This window comes from Pseudoalteromonas sp. J2K-J599, from assembly GCF_059295115.2.
In genome coordinates, this window is record NZ_CM200271.1 from 2,672,967 (window position 1) to 2,688,801 (window position 15,835).

Genomic DNA, 15,835 nt, shown 5'->3' on the forward strand with positions numbered 1-15,835 from the left:
ATGAGCATTACATTATTTTATCAGCGCCCTATTCACAGCACTTTATACTTGCTGCTGAGCATTTTATTTACTGATAAGTTAGTCCGGTACATTTTATTTAAGTTTCATAGCTACTTTAATCAACATAAAGTAAATGTTATTGAAGCTTTTTTAATGCCTTTTATTACGCTTTTAAGCTCACTGTTTATAAATATTAAAAAGCACAAAATCAGCTTTGAATATACCCTTTATGACTACTACCCTCATTTAAGGTTGCCTTACCGAACCTACATTTACTCAAATATATTACGCTTTATTATACAAAGTGTTTTTTTAGTGTTTTTTAAAAACCAGCTTAAATCTAGTTCTGTAAAAGATGATGCTGTTAATTATTTTTATGATGGTATTAGCTACCTTTTAAGGCAACTACGTTGGTTTGATTTAAAGCTAGGTAGATTGTTAAAGCGCTTACTATCAAAAAACAAAAAAGGCCCTAAAAAAAGTGCGTTTAAAACCATGGCGGATGCGCGTGTATGGCAAAATAAACTAGTCAAATACGTTATTATCGCGTTTATTCTATTTTTATTAGCAATATTTATTACAATTCCTTTTAGCTTGGAAGCTCAAGCCGTTTTTATAAGCTTTATTTTACTAGTTGCGTATGCGCTTAAACGAGTAAAAGGCCAAATGGCAACCATTGTCATGATTACTCTGTCAGTAACTACGTCTTCTCGTTACTTGTGGTGGCGTTACACTGAGACTTTAAATTGGGATGATCCACTTGCACTTGCACTAGGTGGTGGCTTATTACTTGCTGAAACGTATGCCTGGCTTGTACTGATTTTAGGTTTTTTCCAAACAATTAACCCGCTTGAGCGAAAACCAGTGCCTTTACCAAAAAACACTGACTTATGGCCAACAGTAGATGTATATATTCCAACTTATAATGAGCCATTAAGCGTTGTAAGGCCCACTACTCTGGCTGCTTTAAGTATCGATTGGCCTGCAGATAAACTAAATGTTTATATATTAGATGATGGTAAGCGCCCAGAGTTTAAGGAATTTGCAGAGGAAATTGGAGTAGGCTATTTAGCTCGTTCGGATAACAATCATGCTAAAGCCGGCAATATGAATAGCGCTATGCGTTATACCGATGGCGAATATATCGCAATTTTTGATTGTGACCATGTCCCTGCTCGCTCATTTTTGCAAATGACGATGGGACAGTTTTTAAAAGATAGTAAAGTGTGTTTAGTGCAAACACCGCATCACTTTTTCTCTGCAGATCCGTTTGAGCGCAACCTTAACAACCATAGTCAAATTCCTAACGAAAACATGTTGTTTTATGGGCTTATTCAAGACGGAAACGACATGTGGGATGCGACCTTCTTTTGTGGCTCTTGCGCCGTATTAAAACGAGCTGCGCTTGATGATATTGGCGGTTTTGCATTTGAAACAGTAACGGAGGATGCTCACACGGCACTTCGTATGCAGCGCGCTGGTTATAAAACTGCTTATATAAATATTCCACAGGCAGCAGGTCTTGCAACCGATAGCCTGTCAGCGCATATAGGTCAACGCATTCGCTGGGCGCGTGGTATGGCGCAGATATTTAGACTTGATAATCCATTAATGGGTAAGGGTTTAAGCATTCCTCAACGATTATGCTACATAAACGCAATGCTGCACTTTTTATCGGGTATTCCTCGTATTGTATTTTTAACAGCCCCTTTAGCGCTAATATATTTTAATGCATACATAATTTATGCCCCATTTTTAGCTATTTTTATTTATGTAGTGCCGACATTAATTCAAATAAAAGCGACTAACTCACGTATTCAAGGTAAATACCGTTACTCCTTTTGGGGTGAAGTGTATGAGTCAGTACTTGCTTGGTACATATTAAAACCAACCACCGTTGCTTTATTTAATCCTAATAAGGGTAAGTTTAACGTAACCGAAAAAGGTGGTTTAAATGATGAAGAGCATTACGATTGGGGTATTTCTAAACCGTATCTAATTCTCTTACTTATTAATTTACTTGGTATATTAGTGGGCGTATTACGTCTATTTTTAGGTGACCCAAGCCAGATTGGCGTACTTATAATAAGTATGGGTTGGGCTTTTTATAATATTATAATTTTAGGTGCTGCGGTTGCTGTTGCAGCTGAAGCTCGTCAAGTGAGGCACTCGCATCGTATAAAGGCAAACTTTCCTGCCGGCGTTCGTTTAGCAAATGGCCATACTTTGAAAGTAAAAATAACGGATTATTCAGATAACGGTGTAGGCATAGAGACAGATCACGCGCATTTATGTCGTGTTAACGATAAAATTGAATTATTAATGAGTCGCGGTAATAAGCAGTTTTCGTTTACAACGTATGTATGTAATACCCGCAAAAAACAAATTGGCCTTACACTTAAAGATTTATCTCTCGAAAAACAGAGGGCTTTTATACAATGTACCTTCTCAAGAGCAGATGCTTGGCTAGATTGGCAAAATAACTTTAGACATGACCGTCCATCGTATAGCTTCAAAGAAGTACAAAAAACCAGTTTACGGGGCTTTAGTAATTTATTATTTCATGCTCCAAGAGCGTTACAACCTGTTATTAAGTTAATGACTAATATTGTCATTTACATAAATTCATTTACTCCAAAAAAACCGATAGTGCATAATAATTATGATTAAAAAGTTACTTAATACATTTCTAACATTGTTACTTATTAGTAGCGCATATAAAGTGCTCGCTATCGAGCCTATGCACGACAAAACCCTGTTTATAAATGGCTACCCTGAGAGTGCTCAGGTTTCTAGTTTACGCCTTAGCTTTGAAAAGTTAGGATTCAACGACTATAAACTCGACGGCGTGAATAATAACTCTCGTGTCGATTTCACAAATAGAATTGATAAATTAAGCACTAATTTAAAGCTTAACTTTTCGTATACTAATTCCCCTTCATTGCTGGCTAATGTATCGCACTTAAAAGTTTATTTTAACGATAACTTAGTAACAGTATTACCTATTAACGAACAACTAAGTGTTGTAAAAAATACGGTAAGTCATAGCCTAGACCTAAATGCTAAATACATTCAAGACTACAACCAAATCCGCTTTGAACTAGTTGGTTACTACGATTTACGATGCCAAGATTACTTTAGCCGCTCAATTTGGACTGAAATAAACAAATCAAGCCACATAACGCTTGATCAAAAACAGTTAGCAATTGATAGTCGCCTTGAATATTTACCAGAGCCATTTTTTGATGCTAAAGATTACAACAAATTAAACTTACCTTTTGTATTTGCAAGCACACCAAATACACAAGCAATAGAAGCTGCTGCCACTTTATCTAGTTGGTTTGGCGCGCAAGCAGACTGGCGTGGCGCTAACTTTCCCGTAGTTTTAAATAAAGCACCAGAGCAGCACAGTGTGGTGTTTATTACTAATGACTCAAAACCTGATTTTTTAAAAGATTATCCAGATGTTGAAAAGCCAACCGTCGAGCTAATTTCAAGTCCGATTCACAGATACAATAAAATGCTGCTAATTTTGGGGCGTGACGAAAAAGACTTAAAAACAGCGGTTACTGGTCTTGTATTTGGTCATAAAATTATGACTGGCCGAAGTGCAAGCATCGAAGCAATTAACAAACTCCCACTGCGTAAAGCTTATGATGCGCCGAGATGGCTCAGAAACGATCGTCCCGTGCACTTTGACGAGCTTATTGACTACCCGACTCAGTTACAAGCTGAGGGTCTTAACAACGGCCCTATAAAATTAAATGTTCGTTTTGCACCGGATTTATTTACTTGGCGTGAAAAAGGGATTCCTATTACTTTGCAATACCGTAATACCCCAGAGAGCGAAACATTAAATTCACGTTTGAACATGCTAATAAACCAAGAATTTATAAGTGGTTTTTTACTTGATAAAAAAGACACATCGTTAACTACCGCTAAAACGTTGCTGCCTTTAATTGCTAATACAGACACAACGCAAAGCGCTGAAGACTTTTCATTAGACGGTATTAATCTTGCCAGCCGAAATGAGTTAAATTTTGACTTTAGATTTGCAGTACTTAAAAAAGGCGAATGTGCCGTTGCTCCACCTGGTGGCGAGTACGGGGTAATTGATGGAAACTCTAACATTGATGTAAGTGGGTTTGATCATTACATGGCTTTACCTGATTTAAATGTATTTGCAAACAGCGGATTCCCATTTACAAAATACGCAGACTTACAACAAACTTTAGTATTGATAGATGAAGTTCCATCACCTAAAGCACTATCTGTATTGTTTAATTTAACAGGCCACTTTGGTGCTATTACAGGCTACCCCGCTCATAGAATAAGTGTTGCTCATTTAAACGAAGATGCCAACTTAGATGATAAAGACATCTTAGTAATCGCAAAACCTAATAGCATTGCTAATAACTTAGATGAAGATGCGCAAACCAATATCCTGCTTGACAATAATCAGCGCGCTATAAAACAAGCCATATACAATGGTGCTTACGATGAGCAGACAACAGATAAAGTCCAAGTAAGTATAAAAAGTAGTGGTGATATGGCCGTTATTACTGGCTTTCAATCACCGTTTGATTCAGAGCGTTCAATTGTATCGCTTAGTGCAACATCACAAAAAGCCTTTACTCTACTTGATGATGCGTTAATGAGTTCAGAAGCTCTTGCGCAAATTAAAGGCAGTGCTGCGGTCATAAATTCTCAAGGCATTAAAACAATTAAAACTGATGAGCAATATTTTGTTGGTCACATTCCTGTGCATACCCTAATTTGGTTCCATTTATCGGATCACCCATTTGTACTGGCACTATTGTCTATTTTAACACTACTGTTGATCTCATTTATAATATGGCGATTACTGCAAGCATTAACATACAAGCGATTAGCTGAAGGAGATAAGTAATGAAGTCACTCATTAATGTATTTTTTACCGTGATTGCATTATTTACCTTTGATGCCAATGCACAAATAGAGCAATGCCAACCATGGGATGCATGGCAAACGTTTAAAAGTAACTTTATAAGCCAAGATGGTCGCGTTATTGATTTGGGGAGTGAGCAAAAAGTCACAACCTCTGAAGGCCAATCTTATGCCTTATTTTTTGCTGTTGTAGCAAATGACAAAGCAATGTTTGACTTAGTGCTTGATTGGACGCAAGAACATTTATCAGAAGGTGATTTAAGCACTCGTTTACCGGCATGGCAATGGGGTGTTAATAATCAAAATGTTGGCGGAATTTTAGATTCAAACCCTGCGTCTGATTCAGACTTATGGATAGCATACAGCTTATCGCAAGCTGCTATTCTTTGGGATGAGCGCCGCTACAGCATATTAGCAGCTGTACTTGCACAGCGAATAATGCGTGAAGAAACCGCTTATATCTCGGGCCTAGGTTTATCATTACTACCCGCTCCTACAGGTTTTGAATTTGATAATAAACGTTTTAAGTTAAACCCGAGCTACTCACCATTATTTATTTACCAGCAGTTTAAAAAGCTCTACCCACACTCGCCTTGGCATCAATTACACGAAGGCTCAGCAAAGCTAATTTTAGATACAGCAAAGCAAGGTGTTAGCCCTGACTGGGTAATGTTTGATGCGAATAATGGCTTTTACTACGATAAAAAAACGAGCGACTTGGGCAGTTATAACGCTATTAGAGTGTATTTATGGGCAAGTATGATGGCAGACAACGCACCTTATAAAAAAGAGCTATTAGCGCAATTCAACCCTTTTATAGAAACAATTAATAAACGTGGTTACGTGCCTTTAAATACCTTTGCTAAATCTGGAAAATCTGAAAAAAGAGGCCCTTTAGGCTTTAATTCAGCTTTGTTACCTTTACTGGCGACTAATAACGATAACTCTACGGTAATGGCGATTCAGCAAAAACTAATGATTGATAAATCATTTACCCAGACTCGTTATTACGACAGCGTGCTTAACTTGTTTGGTACAAGTGCTTTAAATAAGCGTTTTTCAATTACTGCAGATGGGACGCTACAACCGGTATGGAGCACTGAATGCCGTTAAGGTTTGCCCTCGCTTGCACATTAGCGCTTAGCTCTGGATTGAGCGCTAACACAGCCAACGATATTGATACGCAATCTGTTGAGTGGTTATTAAGCCAAATAAGTATTGGTGAAGCACAGCAAAATAAAAAACTAGTTGAAGATAGCTTACGAAAGCTAGTCGCCATTGCCCCTGCCCGGATAGAAACACAGTGCGCAGTAGCGCGTTATGATTTTGCCAATGGCGAATCTGCGAAAGCCAACCAGTTATTAAATAAAATAGATAATGGGCTTACCAAACAAACCCCGTGCGTTGAAAAACTAAAAGTACTTTCTCGTACTGAAGGTAAAGATAAATCTTCAATTCAAGAAGCTAAATTACTGGCTCGTGCGGGTCGTTATAAACAAGCTCGCGAAATCTATAATAATATTTTTAAAAACGTTTACCCTACATTAGATTACGAGCTTGAGCATTTAAGTTGGTATGGGCAAGACAGCGGCCAATGGGAAAGCGTTAAAAAAGGCTATGAAAAATTAGCTCAATACTACCCAAGTATCGCGCAAATAGAAGTCGCTTATGCACGCCACTTACTTAGGCGTAATCTGACAGATAAAAAAGCGATTGATATTTTAAGTAAATATGGCGCAGGCCCTACTTTTATTAATGAAGTAGAATATATTTGGCTTAGTGCTTTGCTAGAAATGCCCTTAACAGATGATACAGTTAAGCAGTATCATCGCTATTTCACGCTTTACCCTTTTAGTAGTAAGGGCGAATTACAATATCAAGATTTTCTAAAAGATTATAAAAAACGCCAAACACTGCTTGCCGATCCTGCCTATCAGCTTTGGGTTAGGGGCGATAGATTACTTGAGAAAAATAAACTTGCCGCCGCAGAACCTCTGCTTTTAAAAGCCTTAAGAGGTCGTCCGCAAGACGGCGCTATAATGCGAAGCCTTGGCACACTCTATTTACGTCTTGGTGAAAACCAAAAGTCGTATCAATATTTTACTCGTGCGCAAAAATTTACAGCTGAGTTCGCCGAGCGTGAAACACTGCAAGAATTGGCAAAAACAGCTAAGCTTTGGCTTTATATTCGCGAAGCTAAAAATGCTATTAATAATAAAGAGTTTAAAACTGCTAAACTTAAGCTAGATTTAGCCGCTACCTTAGGGCAAGAAACTAATACAGTAATATATAACAAAGGTTTATTACAATTTGCTCAAGGGCAATATTCACAAGCTGCTCTTACATATCAAATTGTTTTAAAAAGTGATCCACTTAATAGGAGCGCTTTAATTGGTCTGCTTGAAATAGCTGAATTAGAACAAAATGAACAAGCCTTAACTTCTTTTTATAACAGCTTATCGTTTAATCAAAAAAAATTAGTTAAAGATTCATATTCTGTCTCTTTAAGCAGTCAGTACCGCGCAAAAGCTGATGCATTAACGCAGTCAGGCGACTTAGAGCTAGCCGAAAAAGTATTAAAAGATGCAATTGAAATAGCGCCTGAGCAGCCTTGGTTATATTACGATTTAGCCTTTATATATCAACAAAAAGGACTCACAGAAGAGGCTCGTACTTTATTTAATAATGTGCTGTGGCAGTTTCCGCTAAATCCTCAAATTCGTTATAGCCACGCGCTTTTTTTACGATCCCTTGATGATTATCAAGGTGCTATTAAAACATTGCAGTACATTCCATTTAAATCCAGAGATAAAGATATTATTGCGCTTGAACAACAGCTGCAACTTAATGAGTCTTTAACACAAAGTGAGCGCCACCTTGACGCTAAAGATAAAGCCACTGCAATCTATCATTTAAGTAACTTAGAAGCACAAAGCTTAACACCTGCCATGCAGGCTGAGTTATCGCGAAGCTGGTATCGAATCGACGAAAAAAAACACGCTATAAGACTTATAAACAAAGCACTGAAAGCTGAGCCTTCGCTTTCTCCTTATTGGCATACACTTTATGGTGAATGGCTTTTAGATCAAGGAGATGAAAATAAAACGAAGCAATGGTTTGAAAATTACACGTTACCAGAGAGCGCTACTGAAAACGAAAAAACTCAATATGTACAGCTACAAAATAGCTATATTACCGAGTATTATAATGGCAGTGATTTAATCGCTAAGCTTAACCAGCTGGATCAAAAATATAAAAATACTCCAGCAACAACAACTGCCCTTATTAATGCAAACTTAGCACTTGAACAGCGCGAAGCAGCGGTTATTTTGTATCAACAAAAAGTTCAAAACAAACAAACCATAGAGCCTCAAGCGCTTCTCGCTATTGCTAATGCATACATAGAACTTGGAGACGACTTTCAAGCAAAAGAAGTTACGCAAAAAGCGATTACGCAAACCACGCCGCAAGATGGTTACTTACAACGCCAAATCATGTCATCTCTTAATGAGTTTAATTACTCAGGGGATGCACTTTATTTAGCTAAACAACTTATTGAAAAGTCACCAAACGATCAAGAGTTACGTTATTTAGGCGCTCAAGTAGCCAGTAAGTTTAATGAAACCGAACAAGCACAATTTTGGTATGCACAAACCCTGTCACCTAATCGTACATTGAATGAAAAAGAGCTTTACGGAGCGCTTTTAAAAATAAATGAAAGCGATGAATGGTATGTAAACGGTGCTAAACGTGAGCTAATAAACGAGCAAAATAAAAACCAAGCCTACATTGCTATTGGTGTTAACTTTAGTGGGCAAACAAGTACCGAAAGTGAAGCAACACTTGGGGCAGGCTTAGTCCCGATTGAAGCTTACTTTCCACTTTGGCAAGGCCAAGGGTTTATTAAAGTAGACCCGACTACTATTAGCGCACAAACAACTCGCTTTGATGAGCAGTTCGCTGGTAGTCGCTACGGACAAGGTGCTTTATGTATTTTCACTTGTTCAGTCGATGAAGTGACACCAGAGGAAAATGGTGTAGATATAGGTATTGGTTGGCAAAACGAAAACTGGCGTGTAGATGTAGGCACTACCCCACTTGGCTTTTTAATTGAAGACTTTGTGTGGGGCGTAAATTACGCAGACAGTTTTGGCGACTTTGGATATAGCCTAGAACTTGAAAAACGCCCAGTTACGAGCTCAGTACTTTCTTATGCAGGCTTAAAAGATGTAAATACAGGTGAAGTTTGGGGTGGTGTACGCTCTACAGGTCTAACTGCTAATGTATCGCATGACTTAGGTGGAAAATGGGGTTTTTGGTCAAGCGCCGACTTTACCCTTTATAAAGGCCAAAATGTAAAAGACAACCAACGCTACCGTATGATGGGCGGTACTTATTACCGTGTAATTAGCAATCAAGAGCGTGAATTTACCGTAGGCGCTAGCTTATTACATTGGGCATACAAGTATAATTTAAGTGAAGAAACATGGGGCCATGGTGGTTATTACAGTCCACAAAACTATGTAGGCTTATCTGTGCCACTCACTTATGACGCGCGTTGGGGCGATGATTTTGTCTATCGATTAAAAACAGGTATTTCTTACTCGCAAACAAAAACTCAATCTATTGATTTCTTCCCTAACGATAGCGATTTGCAAATAGCTGCATATGATAGAGAGTCAATAACAGGTGTTGATCCTGTTTTTGAAGGTGAAACAAGTTCTGGTGTTTCATATAATCTTGAAGGTAGTTTTGAGTATAGAATAACGCCGAATTGGTTTTTTGGTGGCTACTTAGCCATCGATCGTTCTGACTTTTACGAACCAAACTTTGGTCAGCTTTATATACGTTATTACTTTAATCCTGTGTACGGAACACTTGAGTTTCCAGGCACTCCTATTGTTCCTTATGCTGAGTTTTAACTTGGCATAAGGTGATACACCGCGAATACTTCCCCTAGCACTAAGGTATATGTATACTTGAGCGCAATTGTAACTAGGATAAGGGTGTGTCTCTTACCTTGTGGTGTTACTGCCATATAGCAAATCATTATCTTAGCTACAAATACTATACTGATGGTCGAGCATTTTAGTGGTTACAAATTCTAAAATAGCTAAAGCAAAAAATTATAAGGCCATCATAACAATACTTAAAGTTAGGAAGTAAATATGAGTTCAGCTCCAGATAGTGGCTGGTTTGGCCACCCTAAAGGACTTTCAACATTGTTCTTCACTGAAATGTGGGAACGAATGAGTTATTACGGTATGCGAGCTATGCTCGTATTATTCATGACAGCAAGCTTACAAGAAGAAGGCCTTGCCTTTACTGTTGCCTCAGCTGCTGCAATATATGGTTTATACACAGGTGCGGTATACTTTTTAGGTTTACCAGGTGGCTGGCTAGCAGATAGATTGTTTGGCGGTCAAAAAGCAGTGTGGTATGGCGGCATAATTATTATGATTGGCCATATTATTTTGGCTATTCCACATGATTATTCTTTCTTTATTGGCTTAATATTTGTAGCAACAGGTACTGGTTTACTAAAACCAAATATCAGCGCAATGGTTGGCCAATTATACAGTGATGCTGATGAGCGTCGTGATGGCGGTTACGCTATTTACTACATGGGTATTAACATGGGTTCTTTAATAGGTTACTACGTTTGTGGTTACTTTATGGAGAACGTAGGCTGGCACTGGGCGTTTGGTGCAGCAGCTGTAGGTATGGCCATTGGTTTAGTGCAGTACAAACTTACACTTAATAACTTACCAGAGCACGGCGCATTACCAGCTAATCCATTAGGCCCTAAAGGCACTTCTCGCGCTTGGGGTGGTATTGCTGTATTTATAATTGCAGCAGCAGCAGTTACTACGGCTGCAATGACCGGCGCTATTGTTATTAATCCAACAGTGGTTGCAGGGTACGTAGCTATTGTATTTACTATTATCTTTTTTGTTTATTTTGGTGTTATTTACTTTACAGGTAATTTAACCGATGCCGAAAAACAAAGAATGTGGGCACTATTTTTAGTCTGTATTGCATCAGCATGTTTTTGGTCTGGCTTTGAACAAGCTGGTTCATCATTAAACTTGTTTGCTCGCGACTATACTGACCGTCTTATTGGCACTTTTGAAATCCCCACAACGTGGTTTCAATCATTAAACTCACTGTTTATTATTGCTTTATCGCCATTTTTTGCAGCGCTTTGGATTAACTTATCTAAAAGCTTAGTATCACCTAGCTATAGCGTTAAGTGTGCAATTGGCTTAATTATCATGGCATCAGGCTTTTTAGTTATGTTTATGGCGGCTCATTACGCAGCTGAAGGCTTAAAAGTAGCGCCTTACTGGCTTGTTACTACCTACTTTTTACATACTGTGGGTGAGCTTTGTTTAAGCCCTGTAGCATTAAGTGCGGTAAGTAAGTTATCGCCTAAACGTTATACAGGTCAAATGATGGGTGTGTTTGTATTAACTTACTCAATCGGTAACATTATCGCAGGTTTACTTGCTGGTAATTTCGATCCGAATAATGTTGAAGAAATCCCTAACTTATACTTACAAATTGCATTATTTAGCATTGGTGTTGGTGTTGTTTTAGTACTAATGACCTTTAAAGCTAAAGTATGGGAAAAGCAAGGGTTAGAAGAGAGAGTCTCTTAATTGTTGTTTATTTTAAATATAACAACATAACCGATATATTCCTCCATAGCGCCTATGGGGGAATTTTTTTTATTCAACTTTGCCCCACTCTCGTTAACTGATAATATGTCCTGATTGATTATTGAATAGACTCAGGGATAGCAGTATATGCATTTATTAACGTTATCACGTGCCGCTCGACTAGCATTTCTCCTCATTTTTTTATCTGCCTGTGGTGGCGGTGATGAAGTAACAGTAAATCCAAATGATCCTGTAGAGCCTGAGCCTAGTGGTTTAATTATTACCAACGCTAATGGCTTACAAACGTCATTAGATGAAGGTAACTTTACTATCAATGCCCCTGGGCAAGCCGTGACCAACGATACTGACATAACCTACGAAAAATTAGTCCTTGATGAGAGTAATCAAGCAAAAAATATCATTTCAGATATACATACGCTTACCCCAAGTACAGTTCAACTTTCTAGCCCAATGACTGTCACTATAAAAATACCTGACGACTATGTATTAGGCGGCCAATTAACTCTTGCTCGTTTAAGCGGAGACTCTTGGTCAAGTATTACTAATTCAACGGTATCTCAAGGCTTTGTCAGCGCACAAGTAAACCAACTAGGTAGCTATGCAATAGAAGTGCAACGTACTGTTGCATTTTCTGATATTGGCCCAACCTGTGATGCTAATGCAACAGAGCAATCTGTGCGGTTTGTTCACGTTGCCGACATGCATTCTCGCTTTGGGTATCAAGAACAATATTTTAGCCGCATTAAGGCCTATTATAAAAAAGCGCTAAGCGAATCACCGCATACATTATTCACCGATGGTGGCGATGATTACGAAAAAGGGACCGTTGCAGAGCAAATATCACAAGGCTTAGCCTCTGATGAAACCGTAAAGCTAATGGCTTTTGATTTACGTGTTTTAGGGAACCATGACTATGCGTGGGGCCCTGAAAGGCTAATTGAGTTTTCACAAGACGATAATGCCATCGTACTTGCAAGTAATACCCGCTTTGAGGGAGAGCAAAATAAAAGCTTTGGCGGTGTCGACTTTGCTAAAGTACAGGTTGGCTGCATAACATTGGGTGTGTTTGGGATGACTTCAGTACCATGGAATGAACTTGACGAGCCGATTGAAAATGACCCTATTCCTGACTTTATAAAACAATTTAAAATGAGTTGGCAATGGCAACAAATCGCACAAAGTATTGTAAGCCAATACCGCGAGGATGTTGATTACATGGTTATGTTAAGCCATTTAGGCAAAGGAACTGATGTTGAGATAGCAACCAATGTACCCGGCATAGACTTAGTACTTGGCGGGCATACTCATGGTGGTGAGGATTTTATAGAGCTTGAGAATAATGCTTTAGTTATTCAGCCCGACTTTTATGCACGCGGAGTCACCGACTTAAATTTAGTATTTGATACAGCCGATAAAACACTAAGTCGTTACGATTATCAACATGTGGATACGCGAACATCTATAGAACCTGACGAAGAAACCAAGCTCGCTATCGATGAAATAATGGGCAGATATGCACCCGATGCTGATACAGAAATTGCCATTTCAGAAAACTACCCAAGTAGCTTTGAAGTTGCAGAAATAACAGCACTTGCAACTAAACATTCAAGCTCAATTAACGCAGCGCTGCTTAACCCTGAACTTGTACAAAAAAGATGGACGCCAGGAACTGTTACACAAGAAGATTTTCACAAAGCATTTTATGTTGAAAGACAGCCTTCAAACACACCAGGCTTTAATTCACTGTATCAAGTAACCGTTACAGGCAATGATTTAAACACGATGATTGCCAGCCAACCCGATTGGTTTGTGTTAAAGCCAGAAGATATTCAAGTAACGACAAATTATAATGTCGCTTTATTTAAAGGTGCGGCACTTAATCCAGATTTATTTTTTAGCAGTGTTACTTTTAATGATGTAAAGCCAATTGCCGAAGCATGGTGGCTACTTGATCAGTACGCACGCTTTAGAACAACTCAATGTCTTCACCTTGATACAGACACACAGCTTAATGCTTGCCAAAATGTTGCAAATATAACAACTTGGAACTTTGACGATCCAACAAACCCACTAATTCCAGACTCAGGTCCATCGGTTTTAAGCTACTTTGACCCAGAAAATGATGGTTGGGGCCCAGAAGATACACGCTATGAGACAACCACTGATCTTAATATTGCCGATTTAACTGATGGCCCTTCTGGTGTAATGGCTTTTACTCGTCACTCTCCAACAGAAGGCCTATTAATTACGTTAAACACAGCTGCAAATGGTGATTTTAAAGATGACGGATTAGTGTCGGACTACACAATAGTTATGGATATAAACTGGCCATTGGAAACAAACGACATTTACCGCGCAATAATCCAAGCCGATACCGATAACTACGATACAGATGACGCAGATATATTTGCAAGCCCAGACGGTGGGTACGGTGAAGCAACCAGCAGTAGTGGATACTTTGGTGATACTCAGCCAGGTAATTGGCATCGTATTGCCTTTGTATTCTATGCCGCACCAACAAATGGCGTATTTGAAATATACGTAGATGGTGAACTCGAAGGTGTCAAAGAGGAAGGCGAGATAAACCGTCGTTGGGCACTTGATAAAACAATCCTGTTATTTACAGATAACAACTACGAAACCCGACCTGGTTACTTAAATGCATTACTCTATGCAGGACGTGCTATGACCAGAAATGAAATTAAAAGTATGGGCGGCGCACAACAAAAGCTGTCTTTTGAGCAACCGACGCGAGTGTTAAATCAAACGATTGAACGTCACTATCAAGCTGCGCCAGCGATAAAAACAAACCAATGGATTGAGCAACGTAACAAGTTCTTTGGTAGCAACTCTAAAAGTGTAAATAATTAAATACAACTAAGCTTTTACTCGTTCATTCTAAAAGGAGGTTTCACGCAGGTGAACCCTCCTTTTTGTTATTTAAAAACAACACGTTAATAATAAAAACCACTATTCAATCCTATGCCATATAACTTCATCTTATTTAACTGTATTACAAACACGTAACTTTATAATAACCGTCCTATAAAATTTACACATGCACTACATACTAAATAGTGCCCCCCTCTTCCCCAAATTAAAAATCTGGTTGATTATCTACTGCAATATGACAACAACACATAATCGCAGTGCTTAATTGCGGGAGTAATAATAATGAGTGAAGTAAATAACTATTTAGGTTTAGTCGGTATTGAATTTACCGAGTACGCAACACCTGATGCTGATTATATGGATAAAGTATTTACTGATTTTGGCTTCTCTAAGCTTAAAAAATTCAAAGGTAAAGACATTGTTTATTACAACCAAAACGATATTCACTTTTTACTGAATAATGAGCGTGAAGGTTTTTCTGCAGAATTTGCTAAAAGCCATGGTCCTGCTATTTGTTCAATGGGTTGGCGTGTTGAGAATGCGCAAAAAGCATTTGAAACAGCTGTAGAACGTGGTGCAAAACCAGCGACAGACTCAACGCATAAAAATATGCCTTACCCTGCAATTTATGGGATTGGTGACAGCCTAATTTACTTTATTGAGCAATTTGGCGACAAAGGCACTATTTACGAGAGTGATTTTGAAGACTTAGAAACGCAAAATGTTGTAGAAGATAAAGGCTTTATCCGAATCGATCATTTAACCAATAACGTTTATAAAGGCACCATGGAAAAATGGGCTAACTTTTATAAAGACGTATTTGGTTTTACTGAAGTACGCTACTTTGACATTAAAGGTCAAAAAACAGCGCTTATCTCCTATGCACTAAAATCACCTTGTGGCACCTTCTCTATTCCAATAAACGAAGGTAAAGGTAACGATAACAACCAAATTGATGAATACCTTGGTGAGTATAACGGCCCAGGCGTTCAACATTTAGCATTTTTAACAGATGACTTAGTAAGCTCTCTTGATAAGCTGGATAAATCAACAATTGCCACACTCGATATAATCCCAGAGTACTACGATACTATTTTTGACCGTGTACCTTGGGTTGCTGAAGACAAAGAAAAAATTCGTCAGCATCAAATACTCGTAGATAGCCAAAGTGAAAATTGTTATTTATTACAAATTTTCTCTAAAAACTTATTTGGTCCAATCTTTATAGAAATGATCCAACGCGTTGATGATGGTGGCTTTGGTGAAGGTAACTTCCAAGCACTATTTGAATCAATCGAACGTGACCAAGAGCGTCGCGGCGTTTTATAAGATAT

At 38.4% G+C, this 15,835-nt stretch carries 7 protein-coding genes; all 7 read left to right on the forward strand.

Features of this window, described 5'->3' with window-relative positions; genetic code table 11:
• Complete coding sequence (gene bcsA, locus AC5NT5_RS12190; RefSeq protein WP_494514026.1) at positions 1-2,670, forward strand: UDP-forming cellulose synthase catalytic subunit; 2,670 nt, start codon at positions 1-3, stop codon at positions 2,668-2,670.
• Positions 2,663-4,909 (forward strand): cellulose biosynthesis cyclic di-GMP-binding regulatory protein BcsB, encoded by a 2,247-nt coding sequence (gene bcsB / locus AC5NT5_RS12195; RefSeq protein WP_182673724.1) that lies wholly within the window; start codon positions 2,663-2,665, stop codon positions 4,907-4,909. Before bcsA ends, bcsB begins: the two co-directional genes overlap by 8 nt.
• The gene (gene bcsZ / locus AC5NT5_RS12200; RefSeq protein WP_494514025.1) at positions 4,909-6,039 is read left to right on the forward strand and encodes a cellulose synthase complex periplasmic endoglucanase BcsZ; all 1,131 of its coding nucleotides are present in this window, start codon (positions 4,909-4,911) and stop codon (positions 6,037-6,039) included. The genes bcsB and bcsZ overlap by 1 nt, the downstream gene beginning before the upstream one ends.
• On the forward strand, positions 6,030-9,848 hold the full coding sequence (locus tag AC5NT5_RS12205) for a cellulose synthase subunit BcsC-related outer membrane protein (protein WP_494514024.1): 3,819 nt from the start codon (positions 6,030-6,032) through the stop codon (positions 9,846-9,848). The genes bcsZ and AC5NT5_RS12205 overlap by 10 nt, the downstream gene beginning before the upstream one ends.
• 246 nt (positions 9,849-10,094) lie before the next feature.
• Entirely contained in the window at positions 10,095-11,588 is a 1,494-nt protein-coding gene (locus AC5NT5_RS12210) for a peptide MFS transporter (protein WP_182673726.1), read from the forward strand.
• A gap of 147 nt (positions 11,589-11,735) precedes the next feature.
• The gene (locus AC5NT5_RS12215; protein WP_494514023.1) at positions 11,736-14,480 is read left to right on the forward strand and encodes a metallophosphoesterase; all 2,745 of its coding nucleotides are present in this window, start codon (positions 11,736-11,738) and stop codon (positions 14,478-14,480) included.
• A 303-nt stretch (positions 14,481-14,783) separates the two neighbouring features.
• Positions 14,784-15,830 (forward strand): 4-hydroxyphenylpyruvate dioxygenase, encoded by a 1,047-nt coding sequence (hppD, locus tag AC5NT5_RS12220; RefSeq protein WP_149594251.1) that lies wholly within the window; start codon positions 14,784-14,786, stop codon positions 15,828-15,830.
• Positions 15,831-15,835: the final 5 nt, after the last annotated feature.

Coding starts and splice junctions, on each gene's coding strand:
- bcsB (WP_182673724.1), top strand. CDS start 2,663: ATGATTAAAAAGTTACTTAATACATTTCTAACATTGTTACTTATTAGT.
- hppD (WP_149594251.1), top strand. CDS start 14,784: ATGAGTGAAGTAAATAACTATTTAGGTTTAGTCGGTATTGAATTTACC.
- AC5NT5_RS12205 (WP_494514024.1), top strand. CDS start 6,030: ATGCCGTTAAGGTTTGCCCTCGCTTGCACATTAGCGCTTAGCTCTGGA.
- bcsZ (WP_494514025.1), top strand. CDS start 4,909: ATGAAGTCACTCATTAATGTATTTTTTACCGTGATTGCATTATTTACC.
- bcsA (WP_494514026.1), top strand. CDS start 1: ATGAGCATTACATTATTTTATCAGCGCCCTATTCACAGCACTTTATAC.
- AC5NT5_RS12215 (WP_494514023.1), top strand. CDS start 11,736: ATGCATTTATTAACGTTATCACGTGCCGCTCGACTAGCATTTCTCCTC.
- AC5NT5_RS12210 (WP_182673726.1), top strand. CDS start 10,095: ATGAGTTCAGCTCCAGATAGTGGCTGGTTTGGCCACCCTAAAGGACTT.